Annotated in this window: 3 protein-coding genes; all 3 read right to left on the bottom strand. The window is 73.7% G+C overall.

Annotation, left to right across the window (positions count from 1 at the left end):
* Positions 1-79: 79 nt before the first annotated feature.
* The 3 genes from QA861_RS12830 to QA861_RS12820 are packed head-to-tail and all read right to left on the bottom strand — an operon-like array spanning position 80 to position 19328.
* Positions 80-6487, bottom strand: coding sequence for a non-ribosomal peptide synthetase (locus QA861_RS12830; RefSeq protein WP_334588458.1), 6408 nt, complete (start codon positions 6485-6487; stop codon positions 80-82).
* Complete coding sequence (locus tag QA861_RS12825; RefSeq protein WP_334588457.1) at positions 6487-12930, bottom strand: non-ribosomal peptide synthetase; 6444 nt, start codon at positions 12928-12930, stop codon at positions 6487-6489. The genes QA861_RS12830 and QA861_RS12825 overlap by 1 nt, the downstream gene beginning before the upstream one ends.
* Positions 12927-19328, bottom strand: coding sequence for a non-ribosomal peptide synthetase (locus tag QA861_RS12820; protein WP_334588456.1), 6402 nt, complete (start codon positions 19326-19328; stop codon positions 12927-12929). The genes QA861_RS12825 and QA861_RS12820 overlap by 4 nt, the downstream gene beginning before the upstream one ends.
* Positions 19329-19427 lie beyond the last annotated feature (99 nt).

Raw genomic sequence — 19427 nt, 5'->3', positions numbered from 1 at the left:
TTCTTGCTCCTCATCCGTGAAACAGCCGGTTCCGGTCGTCCGGAACATCCGGTCCTGTGCGGCCCGGCGGGCCGCGGTCCTACTGAGAGGCGGTCCGGCCGAGCAGGGTCCCGGCCATGTGGTCCGCCAATTCCGCAGCCGTGGGGTACGTGAACACCTCACGGACGCAGAGCTCTTGGCCTGTCAGGACGCTGACGCGGCCGGTCAGCCGCAGCGCCGTCAGGGAGTCGCCGCCCAGGTCGAAGAAGTCGTCGTGCGGTCCGATCGCCTCGGTGCCGAGCACTTCGGCGAACAGGTCGCACAGCAGCGCCTCCTCGGGGGTGACGGGGGTCTCGCGGACGCGGGACGCATCACCCGGTACGGCGGGCGTCCGGCCCCGGCGCGGCTCCGCGGCGACCGCCGCGACGAGCCGCCCGATGGCCGCGACGGCCTCGCCGACGGGCGTACCGGGCCGGTTGGCCGCCGCCTCCAGCAGGCCCAGGAGCTGTGCCGCGACCGTCTCGGCCTGTTCCGGCGTGACCAGGTCGGGCCGGTGGCTCAGCTCCAGGTACAGGCGCTCGCCGGGCACCGCCATCAGCTTCAGCGGGTAGTGGTAGGCGTCCCGTCCGCTGAACCCGGTGACACGGGCCGCGGTGCCGGGCAGAGCCGGGAGCGCCTGCGCGGAGGGGTAGTTCTCGAAGACGACGGAGGTGTCGAACAGACAGCCCACCCCGGCCGAGCGCTGTATGTCGGCGAGCCCCAGGTACCGGCAGCCTTCGAGCCGTGTCTGTTCCTCCTGGTGCCGGGCGAAGAGCGCCGCCAGCGGTTCCTTCGCGTCCCACCGCAGCCGTACGGGCACCGTGTTGATCAGCGGGCCGACCATGTCCTCGACGCCGGGCAACTCCGGGGGCCGTACGGAGACGGTGGCGCCGAACACCACGTCCGAGCGTCCGGTGAGTCCGCCGACCAGCACCCCCCACACCGCCTGCACCAGGGTGTTGAGGGTGACGCCCTGCCCGCGCGCGGTCGCTGTCAGGGCGGCGGTGACATCGGCGGGCAGTTCGAGGAGAACGCGCTCGGGCAGTTCGGGTACGTAGGCGATGTCGACGTGCGGCGCGATCAGCGTCGGCTCCGTCACGCCGTCCAGGGCCTCGTTCCAGGCGCCCTGCGCGGCGGCGGGGTCCTGCTCCGCGAGCCAGCGCAGGTAGGCGCGGTACGACACGGCGGGCGCGAGTGCCGTGGCGTCGCCCCGCGGCGCCGCGGACAGCGCGGCGAGGTCCCGCAGCAGGACGGAGGCCGACCAGCCGTCGGCGAGGATGTGGTGGTGGGTGAAGAGCAGCGTGTGCCGGTCGTCGGCCATCCGGACCAGCGTGAACCGTACGAGCGGTGAGTGCTCCGGGTCGAAGCGCCGACGGCGGTCGTCGTTCAGCAGCCGGTTCAGGGCGGCGTGCGGGCCTTCCGTGCCGACGCTGGTGAGGTCGGCCTCCTGCCACAGGACGGGCGCCGACCGCTGGATCACCTGCACCGGCCGGCCTGAGTCGGTCCAGGCGAAGCCGGCGCGCAGCGCGGGGTGCCGGTCGATGAGCGTCTGGCACACGGAGCGCAGCAGGTCGCGGTCGAGCTCGCCGGTGAGCTCCAGGACGAGCTGCACGTTGTGGACATCCACGCCGCCCGGGTAGTAGCGGGCGTGGAAGAGCAGGCCCTCCTGGAACGGTGACAGCGGCAGGACATCGGCCGGCACCGAGCCCGCGTACCGCTCTTCGAGGCCCTCCAGGTCCTCCTGGGTGATCTCCGCCAGTACGTCGCTGGGGGTGAGACCGCCGGCTCCCGGCCTGCAGGTGTGCGCGACCAGGGCGTGCAGCGCGGCGCACCACGCCTCGGCGATGGCGCGTACATCGACTTCGGAGAGCAGTTCCCCGGCCCACGTCCAGGTCGCCGTCAGGTGCGGACCGTCCGCGCGGTCCTCGGTGACGGCGTTGACGTCGAGGGTGTGCCACAGCGGCATGGTGCTCTGGGCGCCCGACACCACGGCGTCCTGCTCGGCCGCGAGCCCCCAGTCCGCCTCGCCCGAACCGGAGACCCGGCCCAAATAGTTGAAGCCGATCTGCGGGGGCGCGTACCGGGCCAGTTCCGGACCGGTCTCCGGGTTGAGGTGACGCAGCATGCCGTAGCCGACACCGTGGTCCGGCACTGCCCGCAACTGCTCCTTGACCCGCTTGACGGCCCGGCCGAGGGCGGGCCCGGCGGCACGCACCTCGTCCCAGTCGGTGACGGCGGGGTCGATGCGCACGGGGTAGAGGCTGGTGAACCAGCCGACCGTGCGCGAGGTGTCGAGGCCCGGCACGACGTCCTCGCGGCCGTGGCTCTCCAGGTCGACCAGGACACCGGTGTCCTCGCCGAGCTGCTGCTCGCGTCGGTACGCCCCGACGGCCAGCGCGAGCGCGGTGAGCAGGATGTCGTCGATGCCGGCCCGGAACGCGGCCGGAACCGTCGTCAGCAGGCTCTCGGTGACCTCGGCCGGAAGGCGCACGGTGAGGGAGGACGAGGTGGCGTGGGTGTCGCGGACCGGGTTCAGGGGCGCGTCGCTCAGCGGCGGGTCGCAGGCCGCCAGCACCCCCTGCCACAGGGGCAGTTCGGCGGTCCTGCGCGGATCGGTGGCCGCCTCCGACAGCCGTCGCGCCCAGGTCCGCAGCGAGGTGGGGACGGGGGCGGGCATCGGGTCGGCGCCGCGTGCGGCGTCCTGCCACGCGGCCTTCAGGTCCGGCAGCAGGATCCGCCAGGACACCCCGTCCACCGCCAGGTGGTGGACGGCCAGGAGCAGCCGCCCCGGCCGGCCGGCACCGGCGTCGAACCACACCGCCCGCACCATCGCCCCGGTGGCCGGGGCGAGTTCGGCGGCGGCCTGCGCGGACCGCTCCCGGACGGCGTCGCGCAGCGCCGCGTCGTCCAGACCGCGCACGTCCTGCCGGGAGAGCAGCCCCGCGGCCTGTACGGCTCCGGGACGGCGTACGACGAGGGACCACTGGCCGTCCGTCGTGCGCACCGACAGGCGCATGCGCAGCGCGTCGTGGCGGTCGAGCACCGCCTGGAGGGCGCGGGTGAGCGCGTCCGGGGCTAGATCCGCCGGGACCCGCAGCAGCACCGACTGGTGGAACGCGTCGGAGGGGCCGCCGCGTTCACGCAGCCAGTGGACGATCGGAGTGAGGGGCAGAGCGCCGATGCCCGCGTCGGCGCTCTCCGTCACGGCACCCTCCTCGGTGCGGGCGACCCGCGCGAGGGCGGCGGGGCTGCGGTGGGTGAAGACGTCCTTCGGGGTGAGTACGAGCCCGGTCCTGCGGGCGCGGGCGACGAGCTGGATGGAGATGATCGAGTCGCCGCCGAGGTCGAAGAAGCTGTCGTCGGCGCCGACCCGCTCCAGTCCCAGCACGTCCGCGAACAGGCCGCACAGGGTCCGCTCCCGCTCACCGCGCGGCTCCCGCCCGGCAGCCGGGGCAGGCTGCTCGGGCCGGGGCAGCGCCCCGCGGTCCAGCTTGCCGTTCGGGGTGAGCGGGAAAGCGGGGAGCACCAGCAGATCGGGCGGGACCATGTAGTCCGGCAGGGTCGCGGCGACCGCGGTCCTGAGTGCCTCCGGGTCGGGCCGGTGCCCGGCTTCCGCGACGACGTAGGCCGCGAGCCGGAGGCTGCCGGGCCGGTCCTCCCGGGCGAGGACCGCGGACTGCGCGACGCCGCTCTGAGCGTCCAGCGCCGCCTCGATCTCGCCGAGTTCGATGCGCTGTCCGCGGATCTTGACCTGGTGGTCGGAGCGGCCCAGGTACTCGACCACGCCGTCCGGCCGCCGGCGGGCGAGGTCGCCCGTGCGGTAGAGGCGGCTGCCGGGCGGGCCGAACGGGTCGGCCACGAACCGTTCCGCGGTCAGCGCGGGCCGGTTGAGGTAGCCGCGCGCCAGCTGGACTCCCGCGATGTACAGCTCGCCGGGGACCGAGGCGGGCACCGGTCGCAGTTCGGCGTCGAGCACATGGATGCCGGTGTTCCACACGGGCCGGCCGATCGGCACCGAGGCGGCGCCCGGTTCGTAAACGGCCGCCCAGTGAGTGACGTCGACGGCCGCCTCCGTGGGCCCGTACAGGTTGTGCAGCCCGGCGTCCGGTAGCAGGGCCCGCAGCCGCCCCGCGAGTTCCACCGGGAGCGCCTCCCCGCTGCAGATCACCCGGCGCAGTCCGGTGCAGGCAGCGGCGGTGGGTTCGTCGGTGAACGCCTGGAGCATCGACGGCACGAAGTGCACGGTGGTGATGGCGTGCCCGCGGATCGTCGCGGCCAGGTAGACGGGGTCGCGGTGCCCGTCGGGGCGGGCGAGGACCAGGGCCGCGCCGGTGATCAGCGGCCAGAAGAACTCCCACACCGACACGTCGAAGCCGGCCGGTGTCTTCTGCAGCACCCGGTCGTCGCCGGTGAGCCCGTACCGTGCCTGCATCCAGTGCAGCCGGTTGGTGATCGCCTCGTGCGGCACGGCCACGCCCTTGGGACGCCCGGTCGAGCCCGAGGTGTAGAGAACGTAGGCCGGGTGGCCGGGGCGCAGGGGGACGCGTCGCTCGGCGGAGGTGAGATCGGCGGCGGACAGGGCGGCGAGGTGTACGCGGGTGGCGTCGTCGTCGAGCAGGACGGCACCGGGGGTGTCGGCGAGGTGCAGCCCGCCGCGCGTGACCGCGGCGACCGGTGCGGCCTCCTCGCGCATGAACGCGACGCGGTCGGCGGGCAGCCCTGGTTCGAAGGGCAGGTAGGCGCCGCCGGCCTTCAGGACCGCGAGCAGCGTGACGACGAGGTCGAGGGAGCGCGGCAGCGCCACCGCGACCTTGCTCTCCGGTCCCACGCCGCGTTCCACCAGCAGCCGTGCCAGCCGGTTGGCGCGGGCGTTCAGCTCGGCGTAGGTCAAGGACTCACCGGGCTGACCGGCATCACCGGCATCACCGGCTCCGGCGGCGAAGGCCGCGGCCGTCGCGTCGGGACTGCGGGCCGCCTGGGCCTCGAAGAGTTCGGGCAGGGTGGCGTTCGGCACCGGGTGGGCGGTGTCGTTCCAGCGGGCGGGCAGCTCCCGTTCGCCGGAGGTGAGCCAGCCGATCCGGCCCACCGGCGTGCCGGAGGCGTCGGCGAAGACCTCCAGCAGGTGCCGCAGCCGGGCGGCGATGTCCTCGGCTCCGGCGCGCTCGTAGATGTCGGCCCGGTAGTTGACGTGGAGGCGCAGCCGGTCTCCGGGGGTGGCCACCAGGCTCAACGGGTAGTGGTTGGAGCCGGTCGCCTCGTCGCCGAGGTGGGACAGGTCAGCGAGGCCGATCCGCAGCCCGGCGACCGCGTCGGCGGCAGCGTCCCCGGACGCCGGCGCGTTCTCGAAGGCGACGGAGGTGTCGAAGAGTTCGCCCGTTCCGGCCAGCCGCTGGACGTCCGCAAGCCCCAGGTAGTGGTACGGGGTGAGTGCGGTCTGCTCGTCCTGGAGCCGGGTGAGCAGCCCGGCGAGCGGGAGGTCCGCGTCCAGGCGCACCCGTACCGGGACCGCGTTGATCAGCAGGCCGACCATGTCCTCGACGCCGGACAGTTGTGGGGGCCGCCCGGAGACGGTGCCGCCGAAGACGACGTCTTGTCGGCCGGTCAGCAGCCCGAGGAGCAGCGCCCAGGCGCCCTGGACCACCGTGTTGAGGGTCAGGCCGTGGCTGCGGGCGGTCGCGGTGAGGCGGGCGGTGACGTCCTCGGGGAGGTCGGTGACCACGACACGCGGCATGCCGCCGCCCGCCGCGTCCGCGCCGGGCGCGACCAGGGTCGGTTCCTCGACGCCGGACAGGGCCCTGCGCCAGATGTCCTCGGCGGTGGCTCGGTCCTGTCCGGCGAGCCAGCCGAGGTAGTCACGGAAGGGCACCGCGGGCCGCAGCGCGGCGGCAGCCGCGTCGTCGCCGCCGCGCGCGTAGAGCTCGATGAGGTCGCCGAGGACCAGGGGCACCGACCAGCCGTCGAGCAGGATGTGGTGGTGCGTCATGACGAGAATGTGCCGGTCGCGCGCCATCCGTACGAGGGCGAAGCGCACCAGCGGCGGCAGGGACATGTCGAAACGGCGGGCCCGGTCTTCGGCGAGCGCCCGCCTGAGCCGGGCTCGCTGTTCGGCCGCCGGCAGGGCGCTCAGGTCGGTGACCTGCCACGGCACGGCGACCTCACGGGCCACGAGCTGCACCGGCTGGCCGGACTTGCGCTGCTGGAAGGCCGTACGCAGGACAGTGTGCCGTCGCAGCACCTGCCGGCACGCCGACTCCAGGCGCGCCGGGTCGAGGTCGCCGGTCAGTTCCACGGCGGTCTGGACGTTGTAGACATCCACGCCGTCCGTGTCGTAAAGGGCGTGGAAGAGCATGCCCTCCTGCAGCGGGGTCAGCGGGTAGACACCCTCAAGTGCGGGCCGGGCGGCCGCTTCGGTGCCGCGCCGGGGCGCTTGCGGGGTCTGCTGAGCCACTTCATCGGTCTGCTGAGTCACTACGGGTTCTCCCATCCCGCTACGAACTCGTCGAGTTCGTCCTGGTCCAGGGACACCAGCGCGTCGGCGAGCACGGCGGGCTCGGCCGGTGCGGCGGCGAGATCGGTGACGGCCGTGGCCAGTTCGGCGACCGTCTTGTGCGTGAAGACATCCCTCGGGGTGACACCGAGACCGATCTTCCGGGCCCGGGTGACCAGTTGGATGGACATGATCGAGTCGCCGCCGAGGTCGAAGAAGCTGTCGTCGATACCGACGCTCTCCACCGGCAGTACGTCGGCGAACAGGTCGCAGAGCGACTTCTCGAGCTCGGTGCGCGGCTCCCGGCTCTCGGCGCCCCCGGCGAACTCGGGGGCGGGCAGGGCGCCCCGGTCGAGCTTGCCGCTCGGGGTGACCGGCAGCGTGTCGAGGGCGACGAAGGCGGCGGGGACCATGTACTCGGGCAGGGCGGCGGCCGCGTGGGCGCGCAGCACGGCAGGTTCCACAGCGGCGTCCGGCGCGGCGATGACGTAGGCCACGAGCCGCTTGACGCCGGGCTGGTCCTCGCGGACGTGGACGACGACCCGGCCGACCGTGTCGTGGCCGGCGAGCACCGACTCGATCTCGCCGAGCTCGATACGGAATCCGCGCACCTTGACCTGGTGGTCGACGCGGCCCAGGTACTCCAGTTCGCCGTCGGCCCGCCACCGCGCGAGGTCGCCCGAGCGGTACATCCGGGTACCCGCGACGCCGAACGGATCGGCGACGAAGCGGTCCGCCGTCAGGCCGGGGCGGCCCAGGTAGCCGCGGGCGAGACCGGCGCCCGCGATGTACAGCTCGCCCGGGACTCCCGCGGGCACCGGCTGGAGCCCCTCGTCCAGGAGGTACACGCGGGTGCCGATCACGGGCGCGCCCATCGGCGGGGCCTCGCGGCCCCCCAGCGGGCGGCTCATCGTCGCCATGACGGTGGACTCGGTCGGCCCGTAGGCGTTGACCATCCTGCGCCCGGCCGACCAGCGTGCGACGAGTTCCGGCGCGCACGCCTCGCCGCCGACGACCAGGGTCACGCCCGGCGGCAGCCCGTCCTCGGGCATCACGGCGAGTGACGAGGGCGGCAGCAGCAGGCAGTTCACGTCGTGCTCGGCGACCGTGCGGGCCAGCTCGGGCCCGGGCAGCAGCCGGTCGGCGGGGGCGGTGACGGCGCACGAGCCGGTGAGCAGCGCGGTGCACAGCTCCCAGACGGAGGCGTCGAAGCTGGGCGAGGCGAACAGCAGCACACGTCCGCCGGGGCCCGCGCCGATCCGGTCCTCCTGGGTGGCGACCATCGCGGCGACACCGGCGTGGGTGACGACGACGCCCTTGGGCCGGCCGGTGGAGCCGGACGTGTAGATCACGTACGCGGCCGACGCGGGGCGCAGCGTTCCGGGCCGGTCGGCGTCGGTGAGGTCACCGGGGTCGACACCCGCCAGGTCCTCGCCGTCGACCAGCAGCACCTCGGTGCCCGGCACGCCGGGAAGGTCCACGGCGGTCTCCCGGGTCGCCAGGACGAGGGCGGGCCGGGAGTCCTGGAGCATGTAGGCGATGCGGTCCTCGGGGTACGCCGTGTCGACGGGCAGATAGGAGGAGCCCGCCTTGAGGACGGCCATGGTCGCCACGACCGCCTCCGGGGAGCGCGGCATGGCGATGGCGACACGGGACTCGGGCCCGGCGCCCCGAGCCACGAGCGCCCGGGCCAGCCGGTTGGCGCGGGCGTTGAGTTCGGCGTACGTCAGGGTGTGTTCGCCGAAGACCACGGCCGGTGCTCCGGGCGCGCGGCGGACCTGGGCCTCGAACAGCTCCGGCACGGTCATGGCGGGCAGTTCCCGGCCGGTCGCGTTCCACTCCTGGAGGATGCGGACGCGTTCCTCGGGCGCGAGCAGGTCGACGCGGCCGACGGGCGTCGCCGGGTCGGTGGTGAACGCGTCGAGCACGCGGCACAGCCGGTCGAGCAGCGCCTGTGCGCCGTCGCGGTCGAACAGGTCGCCCCGGTGGTTGAGTTCGAGGCTGACGCGCTCGCCGGGCACCACCACGAGGCTCAGCGGGTAGTGCGTGGCGCCGGGCGCGGCCGTGTCGTCGACGGCGATGCGCAGTCCGGGAACCTGGCGGCGCACCTGTGTCCGGTCGACGGGTGTGTTCTCGAACCCGACGACGGTGTCGAAGAGTTCACCGACGCCGGTCCAGCGCTGGACGTCGGCGAGCGGAACGTGCTGGTGCTCGCTGAGCGCGGCCTGCTGGTCCTGGAGTCGCACGAGCTCGGCGCCGAGCGGCCGGGCGGGGTCGAGCCGTACCCGTACCGCATTGGTGTTCATCAGCAGGCCGACCATCTCCGCGGCCCCCGGCAGCTGCGCCGGACGGCCCGCGACGGTGGCGCCGAACACCACGTCGCGGCGCCCGGTGTGCCGGCCGAGGACGAGGGCCCAGGCGCCCTGGAGCACGGTGTTGAGGGTCAGGCCCAGCGAGCGGGCGCGGGCGGTGAGCGCGGCCGTGCGCTCCTCGTCGAGGCGGTGCGCGACGAGTTCGGGGACCTCCGCGGCGGCCGCGTCGGCGCCCGGGGCGACGAGCGTCGGCTCGTCCAGGCCCGCCAGGGCCGCCCGCCACACCTGTTCGGTGGCGTCGCGGTCCTGGTCCCGCAGCCAGCCGAGGTAGTCGCGGAAGGGCGCCGGGGCGGGCAGCGAGGAGCCGTCGCCGCCGCGCGCGTACATCGCGAACAGGTCGCGGAAGAACAGCGGCAACGACCAGCCGTCCAACAGGATGTGGTGGTGTGTCAGCAGAAACAGGTGACGGTCTTCGGCAAGGCGTACGAGGATCACGCGCAACAGCGGCGGGCACGCCATGTCGAACCGGTGGACCCGGTCCTCGGCCATCAGCGCGGCGACGCGCTCGCGCTGCTCGGCGTCGTCCAGACCAGCGAGGTCGACGTCCCGCCAGGGCAGTTCGACGCTCTCGGGTACGACCTGGACGGGCCTGCCGGACTGGAGCCGCACGAACGCGGCGCGCAGGTTCGGGTGCCGGGCGACGACTGCCTCGCAGGCGGCACGCAGCACGGCGGGCGCCAGCTCGCCCGTCAGCTCCAGCGGGCGCTGGGTGTTGTAGACGTCCACGCCGTCCTCGGCGAGCACCGCGTGGAAGTGCATGCCTTCCTGGAGCGGCGTCAACGGCAGTATGTCGGTGCGGTCCGGGAAGAGCAGGTCGAGTTCGGCACGCTCGTCGCGGTCGGGGGTGACGAGCGGACCGTCGTACGACCGCTGCGCGGCCGCGGACTCGGCGGGCAGTTCCCGGGCCGCCCCGGCGAGCACCGCGACGGTTCGGTGGGTGAACACGTCCTTCGGCGTGATCAGCAGTCCGGCCTCACGGGCCCGGGCGGCCAGCTGCATGGAGCTGATCGAGTCGCCGCCGAGGTCGAAAAAGCTGTCGTCGACGCCGATGTCCTCGGCGCCCAGCACCTCGGCGTACAGGCCGCACAGCACACGTTCGTGCGCGGTGCGCGGTGGTCTGCTCGCGGCGCCCGCGGTGAACTCGGGGGCGGGCAGCGCCGCCCTGTCGAGCTTGCCGTTGTGGGTGAGCGGCAGGGCGGGCAGGGCGACCACGGCGGCCGGGACCATGTAGTCGGGCAGGGCCGCGGCCGTGTGGGCCCGCAGCAGCGCCCCGTCCACCGCGCGTCCCGCCGCCGGCACGGCGTAGGCGACGAGCCGTCGTACGCCCGGCCGGTCCTCGCGAACGACGACGCACACCTGGTCCACGCTCTCGTGTGCGGCCAGCACGGTCTCGATCTCACCGAGCTCGATACGGAACCCGCGCACCTTGACCTGGTCGTCAAAGCGCCCGGCGAACACGACGGAGCCGTCCGGGAGGCGCCGGCCGAGGTCTCCGGTGCGGTACATCCGGGTGCCCGGGGTTCCGAACGGGTCGGCGACGAAGCGCTCGGCCGTCAGGTCGGGGCGGCCCAGGTAACCGCGGGCGAGACCGGCGCCGGCGAGGTAGAGCTCTCCCTCCACGCCGACCGGGACGGGGCGCATCCGCTCGTCGAGCAGGTACAGCCGGATGTTGTCGGCGGGGCGACCGATGGTCGGCGCCGCCGTGTCGCCGACCCGGCCCAGCATGGCGTCGACGGTGCACTCGGCCGGTCCGTAGAGGTTGTACGTCGACAGACCGGGGGTGGCACGCAGTTCGGCCCAGAGCGCCTCGCCGACCGCCTCGCCGCCGAGCGCGAGGGTGCGCGGCCGGTGTCCCGCGCGCTCCAGGAGTCCGGCGGAGCGCAGCTGCAGGAAGAAGCTGGGGGTGGTGTCGAGCACGTCGATGGCGTGCTGGGCCACGTAGTCGGCGAGCGCGCGCGGGTCCTTGCGCACCTCGTCGTCGACCACGTGCAGTTCGTGGCCCGCGACCATCCACAGCAGCTGGCTCCACGAGGCGTCGAAGACCAGCGCGTTGGTGAGCGCCACCCGGGACGGGCCGCCGCCCGCGGCCTCGGTCTCCGGCGTGAAGAAGTTGGCGTGGTGGCTGTGGAACATGTTGGCGAGGCTGCGGTGCTCCACCGCGACACCCTTGGGCCGTCCCGTGGAACCGGACGTGTAGATCACGTAGGCGAGATGGGCGGGCAGCAGGGGGCGTACCCGGTCGGCGTCGGTGAGGTCGCCGTCGCCGGTCTCGCCGACCTGGTCGGCGAGCGCCTCCTCGATCAGCAGCCGCGGCGGGCCACCGGCCGGCAGGGCCGCCGCCGACACCGTGTCCGTCAGGACCAGAGCGGGGCACGCCTCCTCGAACAGGGAGCTGATCCGGTCGGTCGGGTACTCCGGGTCGACCGGCGTGTACGCCGCCCCGGACTTGAGGATCGCCAGGATCGCCACGACGGTCTCGGCGGTGCGGGGCAGCGCCAGCGCCACCAGGTCGTCGGGGCCCAGCCCTGCCGCCACCAGTCGGCGGGCGATCCGGTTCGCGCGCGCGTCGGCCTCGGCGAAGGTGAGCCGGACGTCGCCGCAGACCACGGCGGTCGCGTCGGGGGTGCTGCGGGCGCGGTCCTCGAAGAGCGCGGGGAGCGTCGTCGCGGGGTAGGGGCGGACGGTGTCGTTCCACGTCCGCAGGGTCTGGTCGCGTTCGGCCGGGGTGAGCAGCCCGATCCGTCCGACGGGGGTGCCCGGTTCGGCGACGACCGTCTCCAGCAGGTACCGGAAGCGGGCGAGGAGGTCCGCTGCCTCGTCCTGCGTGAACAGGTCCAGGCGGTGGTTGAGTTCGAGGCGCAGCCGCTCGCCGGGGTACACGGCCAGGCTCAGCGGGTAGTGCGTGCCCTCGGGAGTGTCGTCCACGCCCTCCTGCGCGAGCGCGATCCGCAGGCCCGGCAGGCCGTCGCGGGACATCGCGGGGTCGAGCGGGTAGTTCTCGAACGCGACGGTGGTGTCGAAGAGTTCGCTCACCCCGGCGGCCCGGTGGATGTCGGCGAGCCCGAGGTAGTGGTAGCCGCTGAGTGCGGCCTGCTGGTCCTGGAGACCCGCCAGCAGGGCGCCGACGGTGCTGTCCGGGTCGAGGCGCACCCGTACGGGCACGGTGTTGATGAGCAGGCCCACCATGCCCTCGACGCCCGCGACCTCCGCCGGCCGGCCCGCCACGGTCGCCCCGAAGACGATGTCGTCGAGGCCGGTGAGGAGGCTGACGAGCAGCGCCCAGGCGCCCTGCACCAGGGTGTTGGTCGTGAGCCCGCGGCCGCGTGCGGTGGCGGTCAGCTCGGCCGTGAAGGCCTCCGTCAGGTCGGCGGTGACGCGCTGCTGGCGGCCCGCCTCGCTGCCGGAACCGGCACCGGGCGCGACGAGCACCGGCTGCTCCACGCCCGCGAGGGCGTCCCGCCAGGCGCCCTCGGCCTCGCCTCGGTCCTGCTCCTGGAGCCAGCCCAGGTAGTCGCTGAACGGGGCCACCGGTTCGAGCCCGGAGGCGTCGCCGCCGCGCGCGTAGCACCGGAACACGTCGCGGATCACGATCGGCAACGACCAGCCGTCGACCAGGATGTGATGATTCGTCATGACCAGCACGTGTCGCTCGACATCGAGCCTCACCAGGGTGAAGCGGACCAGAGGGGGCCGCTTCATGTCGAAGCGGCGCTCACGGTCCTCGGTGAGCAGCCGGCCGAGCCGGGCACGCCGCTCACGCTCGCCGAAGGCGCTCAGGTCGACCTCGGCCCAGGGCAGTTCCACCTGGCCGGCGACGGCCTGCACGGCCTCGCCGGAGCGCCGCTGGAGGAAGCCCGCACGCAGGCTCGCGTGCCGGTCCAGGACCGCCGCGCACGCAGTGCGCAGCGCCTGAGCGTCCAGGGCGCCCGTCAGCTCGAAGGGCGTCTGCATGTTGTAGAAGTCCACGCCCTCGCCGTCGTACAGGGCGTGGAAGAGCATGCCCTGCTGGAGCGGGGACAGCGGCAGTACGGCTTCCAGTGATCTCTGCTTCACTTCACATCCCCCAGTTGTGCTTCAAGCTCATCGAGTTCGTCCTGTTCGAGGGAGACCAGCGGCCTCCGTGGCAACGCCTGACTCGGCGAGCCGGGGGTGATGTCCTGGGCGGCCTCAGCGATGGCCGCGACCGTGCGGTGGGTGAACACGTCGCGCGGCGTGATCGCCAGGCCCTCGGTGCGGGCGCGGCCCGCGAGGCGGGTGGAGATGATCGAGTCGCCGCCGAGGTCGAAGAAGCTGTCGTCGATGCCGACCCGGGCGACGCCGAGCAGTTCGGCGAACAGGGCGCACAGCACTTCCTCACGCGCGTTCCTGGGCGCCCTGCTGTCCTCGGCGCCGATGAACTCCAGCGTCGGCAGGGCCCGTCGGTCCAGCTTCCCGTTGGGCGAGAGCGGGATCCGGTCCAGCTCGACGAAGGCGGCCGGGACCATGTAGTCGGGCAGGGCGGCGGCCACCCGCTCGCGCTGCCGCTCCGGGTCGAGGGCGGCGCCCGACTCGGGCACCAGGTAGGCGACGACACGCGGCACGCCGGGCTGGTCCTCGCGGATGACGACCGCCGCGCGCCGCACGGCGGGGTCCTGGCTCAGCACGGTCTCGATCTCGCCGAGTTCGATCCGGTGCCCGCGCACCTTGACCTGGTGGTCGACGCGTCCCCGGAACTCCAGTTCGCCGTCCGGGCGGCGTGCGGCGAGGTCGCCGGTGCGGTACATCCGGGTGCCGGGCCGGCCGTAGGGGTCCGGCACGAACCGCTCGGCCGTGAGCGCGGGGCGGTTGACGTAGCCGCGGGTCACGCCCGTGCCCGCGATGTACACCTCGCCCTCGACGCCGGGCGCCACGGGCAGCAGGCCGTCGTCGAGGACGTACACCCGCAGGTTGGCACCGGGCAGACCGACCGGCACGGACGCGGTGCCGCCGGCGTGGGTGGGCTGGGTGGTGGTGTAGACCGACACCTCGGTCGGGCCGTACAGGTTGTACAGCTCGGCGTCGAGGGCGGCGTGGAAGCGGTCGACGAGTCCGGCCGTGAGGGCCTCTCCGCCGCAGAACACCGTGCGCAGCGATCGGCAGCCGCGCGCGCCGGGTTCCTGGAGGAACACTTCCAGGGTGGACGGCACGAACTGGGCGACGGTGACGTTCTCCCGCTGGATCAGTGCCGCGAGGTAGCCGGGCCCGTGCCGCGTCTCGGGGTCCGCGATCACCACGGTGGCGCCCACCATCAGCGGCCAGAAGATCTCCCACACCGACGGGTCGAAGCTCATCGAGGTGCGCTGCAGGACGCGGTCGCCCGGTCCGAGCGGGAAGCGGTCCTGCTTCCAGTGCAGGTAGTTGGCGACCCCTTCGTGCGCGACGACGATGCCCTTGGGGCGGCCCGTGGAGCCGGAGGTGTGGATGACGTACGCCGGGTGCAGCGGGTGCAGGCCCGGGCCGTCGACGAGGGGTTCGGCCCCCGCGGCGGTGTCTGCCAGTGCCCGGTGGGCGCCCTCGTCGACCACGAGGACGGGGTCCGCTTCCGCCAGCATGTGCCGGACGCGGTCCTCGGGGTAGTCGGGGTCGACCGGCAGATAGGCCGCGCCCGTCCGGTGCACGGCGAACAGGGTGACCAGCAGTTCGACGGAGCGCGGCAGCGAGACCGCCACGACTTCGCCGGGGCCCGCGCCCTTGGCGGCCAGCACCGTCGCCAGCCGGCCCGCCTCGCGGTCGAGTTCGGCGTACGTGAGCGACCGGTCACTGTGCACGACGGCCGTGGCCCCCGGGGTCTCGCGGACCTGCCGTACGAACAGCTCGGGCAGGGTGGCCGCCGGATAGCGGCGGGCGGTGTCGTTCCATCCGTCGACGGCCTGGGTGTGCTCGGCCGGGGTGAGCTGCGCGATCCGTCCGACGGGGGTCCGCGGGGCCGCCGCGAACGTCTCGAACAGACGCCGGAGGCGGTCGGTGATCCGGCGGATACCGGCGGTGTCGAACACGTCGGTGCGGTAGGTGAACTCGAGGCGCAGCCGGGTGCCCGGCACCACGATCAGGCTCAGCGGGTAGTGCGTCGCCCCGCTCTGGTCGGCGTCCGTCTGGCTGATGTGCAGACCGCCCGCGGTGCTCCTGATGGCTTCGCGGTCGATCGGGGCGTTCTCGAACACGGTGGTGGTGTCGAAGAGTTCACCGACCTCCGCGATCCGCTGCACGTCGGCAAGGCCGAGGTACTGGTGCGGGCCGAGCGCCGACTGCTCGGCCTGGAGGCGGGTGAGCAGAGAGACGAGCGGTTCGCCGGGGCGGGTACGCACGCGCACCGGCACCGTGTTCATCAGCAGGCCCACGATCTCGGCCACGCCGGGCAGCAGCGGGGGCCGCCCGGAGACCGTCGCCCCGAACACCACGTCGCGGCGGCTGGTGAGACCGCTCAGCAGCAGCGCCCAGGCGCCCTGCACCACGGTGTTGAGGGTGAGTTCGTGCGTCCGGGCCTCGGCCGTCAGCCGTGCTGTGAGGTCCGCCGACAGTTCCGCGACGGCCAGCCCGGGAAGTGCCTCCCCGGGCGCCCGTGCCGTGTCCGGGGCGATCAGGGCGGGCTGCTCCAGACCGGCGAGCGCGGTCCGCCAGGCGTCCTCGGCGGCGTCCCGGTCCTGCGCGGCGAGCCACTCCAGGTAGTCCTCGAACGGTACGATCGGGGGCAGCGCGCCGCCATCGCCGTCACCGGCCGCCCGGTAGAGGGCGAACAGGTCACGCAGGATCAGCGGCAACGACCAGCCGTCGAACAGAATGTGATGGCTCGTCAGTACCAGGGTGTGGCGGTCCGGGGCGTTGCGGATCAGGGTGAAGCGCAGCAGCGGCGGGCGCGCCATGTCGAAGCGGCGGCGCTTGTCCTCGGCGAGCAACCGCGCGGTCCGCTCCCGACGCTCGCCCGCGCCGCATCCGCTCAGATCCGCCTCGGCCCAGGAGATCTCCGCGGCCCGGGGCACCACCTGCACCGGCCGGCCCGACGCTGTCTGGTCGAACCCGGCGCGCAGCACGGCATGCCGGCGTACGAGCGCCTCGCAGGCCGTCCGCAGCAGCGCCGGGTCGAGGTCGCCTCCGATGCCGAAGCTCTTCTGCACGGTGTACGCGTCCGCGCCGCCCTCGGTGAACAGCGCGTGGAAGAGCATGCCCTCCTGCAACGGCGTCAGCGGCAGCACGGCCTCGATGCCGTCCTCGCCCCAGCGGGCGTGCAGTCCCGCCAGTTCCCCGGGGTCGAGGCTCGGCAGCGCGCCGCCCGGGAGGTTCGCCCCGGGAGCAGGCATTTCCTCGGCGGCCTCGGCCAGCGCGTGCGCGGTGCGGCCGGAGAAAATGGCCTGCGGAGTGAGCGCGAGCCCGGCTTCGGCGGCCCTGGCCGCGAGCCGGATGGCGGTGATGGAGTCGCCGCCCAGGTCGAAGAAGTTGTCATCGACGCACACCTCTTCGGCGCCCAGCACCTCCGCGATCAGGGCGCACAGCAGCGCCTCCCGCCCGGTACGCGGTGCCCGGCGTCCCGCTCCGCCGGTGATCACCGGCTGGGGCAACGCGCTCCGGTCCAGCTTGCCGCTCGGGGTGCGGGGCAGCTCCGGCAGTTCGACGACGGCGGCGGGGACCATGTAGTCGGGCAGGGTGACCGCGAGGGCCGCGCGCAGGGCGGCCGGGTCGAGTGCGCTCCCCGCGGCCGGCACGGCGTAGGCGACCAGCCGACGAACGCCCGGCTTGTCCTCACGCACCAGCACCGTGGCCTGGGCGACGGAGGGCTGGTCCGCGAGGGCCGCCTCCACCTCGCCCAGTTCGATGCGGAAGCCGCGGAGTTTGACCTGCTGGTCAGAGCGGCCGAGATACTCCAGGTCGCCGTCGGCGTTGCGGCGGGCGACGTCCCCGGAGCGGTACATGCGCGAACCGGCCGGCCCGAACGGGTCGGCGACGAAGCGTTCGGCGGTGAGGACGGGACGGTTGACATAGCCACGGGCCAGCCCGGCGCCCGCGATGTACAGCTCGCCGGGCACACCCACCGGCACCGGGCGCAGCGCGTCGTCGAGCAGCAGGACGCGGGAGTTGACGACGGGGCGGCCCATGGGCGGCACCGTGCGCCCAGCGAGCGGTGCGCTCATCGTCGCGATGACGGTGGATTCGGTGGGCCCGTAGGCGTTGACCATCCGGCGTCCGGCGGACCACCGCTCGACGAGGTCGGGGGCGCAGGCCTCCGCGCCGACGACGAGGGTGACGCCTTCGGGGAGTCCGTCCTCGGGCATGACCGCCAGGGCCGACGGCGCGAGCAGGAGGCAGGTGACGCCCGCCTCCGCGACGAGGGCGGCCAGCGCGGTCCCGGGCAGCAGCCTGTCCCGCTCGGCGACCACCGCGCAGCCGCCGGTCATCAGCGCCGTGCACAGCTCCCACACGGAAGCGTCGAACCCGGGCGACGCGAACAGAAGCACGCGCTCGTGCTCCCGCAGGCCCAGCACCTCCACCTGGCTCGCCAACAGGCTCGGCACCCCTGCGTGCGGGACCACGACACCCTTGGGAACGCCGGTCGACCCCGAGGTGTAGATGGCGTAGGCGGCGTCCTGGGGGTGCAGCGGCCGGGCGCGCTCGGCGTCGGTGACGTCGCTGGCGTCGCCCCCGTCCAGGAGCGGCAGGCCGTCGACGTCGAAGAAGTCGGCTCCGGTGTCGTCCGGCAGCCCGGCCTCGCTCCCACCGGCGGTCAGTACCAGCGCGGGCCGCGCGTCCCGCAGTACGTGCGCGATGCGGTCGGCCGGATAGCCGATGTCGACCGGCAGATAGGCGGCACCCGCCTTCAGTACGGCGAGGAAGGCGACCACGGCCTCGACGCAGCGCGGCATGGCGACGGCTACGAAGCGGCCGGGGCCCGCGCCGCGTGAGATGAGAACCCGCGCCAGCCGGTTGGCCCGCGCGTTCAGCCCGGCGTAGTCCAGCGTTGTGCCCGCGTGGTGCACGGCGTCGGCGTACGGGGTCCGGCGGGCCTGCGCCTCGAAGAGTTCGGGCAGGGTGGCGGCCGTGACCTGCCGGTCGGTGTCGTTCCACGCGTGCAGCACCCGCGTCCGCTCGGCGTCGGAGGTCAGCTCGATCCGGCCGAGGGGCAGATCGCCGTCCGCTGCCGCGAGGGCGCGCAGGTAGTCGACGAAGCGCCGCAGATGGGCGTCGACGTCGTCCTGCGTGTAGCGGCCGGGGTCGGCCTCGAAGTCGACCAGCAGGACCTCGCCGCCGGGCCCCCGGCGGACGCTGATGTTGAGGTCGAGGACCGTGCCGCCGGGCAACGGGTGCGGGAAGGTCGGATGCCCGCCGAACCGCAGGTCGCCGCGGGTGGGCAGGACGTTGACGACGATGCCGAAAAGGTGCCCGTCGTCGCGCACGAGGTCCAGCTCGCGCCGCAGTTCCTCGTAGGGGTAGCACTGGTGGACCAGGAGGTCGCCCAGCCCCCGCGACACCTGGGCCAGCAGTTCGGTCCGGGTCGCCGCCGGGTCGACGGTGACGCGCAGCGGGAGCTGGTTGGCGAGCATTCCTGGCACGGACTGTGACTCGAGGCCGCGCCGCGCGGTCACCGGCACGCCGAGGGTGATGTCGCGGACACCGGTCGTACCGTGCAGGTACGCGGCCACGGCGGCGATCACCGGCACCGTCCAGGGGGTGCGGGCCGCCCGCCCCGCGCCGCGCAGCGCGGCCATGTCGGCCTCGGTCAGTGCGACCGTACGGGAGACGGCGCCCCGTGCCGCGTGATCCGCCGGTGCCTCGGAGAGGCTCACGGGCTCCCGGTGGCCGGCGAAGCGCTCGGTCCAGTAGGCGCGGTCGCGGGCGTACTGTTCGGCGGCTCGGTACGCCGCCTCGTCGTCGATCAGTGTCCGCAGCGAGCCGAGTGGGGTGCCCTCGACGGGCCTCCCCTGGACGGTGGCGGCGTAGATCTCGGCAACGCGGCGGGTGAATACGACGCCGCCGAACGCGTCGGTGAGGATGTGGTGGCAGCGGCGATACCAGAGGAACCGCTCGTCACCGATCTTCAGCAGAGCGTCCCGGGAGAGCGCGTCCCGCGCGAGGTCGAGGGGTGTGTCGCGGTCTCGGTCCATCCATGCGAGCGCGGCGTCCAGGCGATCGGCGAGCGTGTCCGACGAACCCCCGCTCCGGCCTCCAGTGAGGTCCACGGTCTCCAGCGGCGGGGTCCCGGCCGCGGTGATTCGCTGGATGGGCCCCTCGGGTCCCTCGGTGAGGCGCACGGCGTAGCTGCCGCACTCGGCCTCCGCCCGCCGGATCGCCTCGCGCAGCATGTCCGCGTCCACGGGGCCGTGGATGTCGAGGTAGTGCGCCGAATTGAACACGGTGGCGGCGGGGTTGAAGCGCTGCGCGAGCCACACTCCGTGCTGGGCTGTGGTCAGCGGGAGCTCCGTGCCCTCCGCGCCATGCGAACTCATCCGACTCCGACCACCTTCCGGGCCAACTCACCTGCGTCTGCGTTGTATCGATGCTGTGGGGCGGGTACCGGCGCGGACCAGGAAGGGGACCGGCAATCG

The organism is Streptomyces sp. B21-083 (assembly GCF_036898825.1).
Taxonomy (GTDB): Bacteria; Actinomycetota; Actinomycetes; order Streptomycetales; family Streptomycetaceae; genus Streptomyces.
The sequence above is the reverse complement of the archived record's forward strand: the minus strand, read 5'-3'. Positions and strand labels throughout refer to the sequence as shown.

What these genes read in the sequence shown, in the direction of transcription:
- QA861_RS12820 (WP_334588456.1), bottom strand. Translation starts at nt 19,328, where the DNA reads ATGAGTTCGCATGGCGCGGAGGGCACGGAGCTCCCGCTGACCACAGCC.